2 protein-coding genes are annotated in these 914 nt (G+C 59.0%); both read left to right on the top strand.

The genetic code is table 11. The annotated features are described in order from the left end of the window. Window positions 1-308: 308 nt before the first annotated feature. The gene (locus I6F49_RS20220; protein WP_114488342.1) at window positions 309-527 is read left to right on the top strand and encodes a hypothetical protein; all 219 of its coding nucleotides are present in this window, start codon (window positions 309-311) and stop codon (window positions 525-527) included. Between the two features lie 2 nt (window positions 528-529). Continuing rightward, the gene (locus I6F49_RS20225) at window positions 530-754 is read left to right on the top strand and encodes a hypothetical protein (RefSeq protein ID WP_114488343.1); all 225 of its coding nucleotides are present in this window, start codon (window positions 530-532) and stop codon (window positions 752-754) included. Window positions 755-914 lie beyond the last annotated feature (160 nt).

Here is a 914-nt window from a genome sequence, read left to right on the forward strand (position 1 = left end):
CTCTGCGGTAGGCGCTGCAGCAGCGGCTTCAGGGGCGCCGGCCACGGCGGTGATGGTGCCTGCGCTCTGCAGGATGGTGACAAGGGTCTTCAGCGATGTGTCGATGGATTCCAGGCGGTCTTCGATGTTCATGAGTGCTCCAGTTTGAAAATTTAAGTTGCTCGGTGAGCGGACTGAAGTGTATGCGAAATTTCGCGTTTGCGTAATACCCGACAAAAGTTTGTGACCTTTTGCGAAAAAACTTGTCGTTGTTCACACTTGTCGGTAAAGTTCAGTTGTCAGTAACGACAAACCAACGAAAGCACCAGATGACCCGCAAACTCACCGTCAGCACCAAGTGGCTCGAAATGGCCGCCATCAAGCTGGAGATCGACGCGCAGGACTCCCTGCACACCTGGATCGTCCTCGGCCAAACCCACCGCTACTGCGAAGACTTGGGCAAAGCAGCGATGCTCCGCAAGGCCGCCGGCATCAAGAGCATCGCCGAGCGCCGCGAGTTTCTTCGGATCAACGGTGTGACGGCCTGATCGTGAAGATCATCGCCACCACCCACCGCGTGCGCCGGTGGACGCGCAGCGACTGCACCGGTTTTCAGGTGCTTGAGCGCGTCACCCGCGTGCTCGGTATGCCTATCTGGTGCCGCGAAATCGACCGCGAGGACGTGCCGAGCTGGGCCTTCATCCAGCGCGCATGCCTTGGCGAAACCGACTGGGAATCGCGCCTGTTCAAAGACTATGCACACCTGCTCGCCTGATCGTGCCGCCAAAGACAAACCTCTCCGTTCCAACTGAAAGCACCCCATGAAATTCCTAAACCCTTTCCGCAAACCCTCCCCCAAGGAACTGGCCCAGCGCGAGCTGGAAGAAGCCCAGCGCCAACTCCTGGCGGCTCAGTCCAGCGCGGACTACGCCCGC

This window comes from Pseudoalteromonas sp. SWN166 (assembly GCF_015864485.1).
In the GTDB taxonomy this organism is placed as follows: Bacteria; Pseudomonadota; Gammaproteobacteria; order Enterobacterales; family Alteromonadaceae; genus Pseudoalteromonas.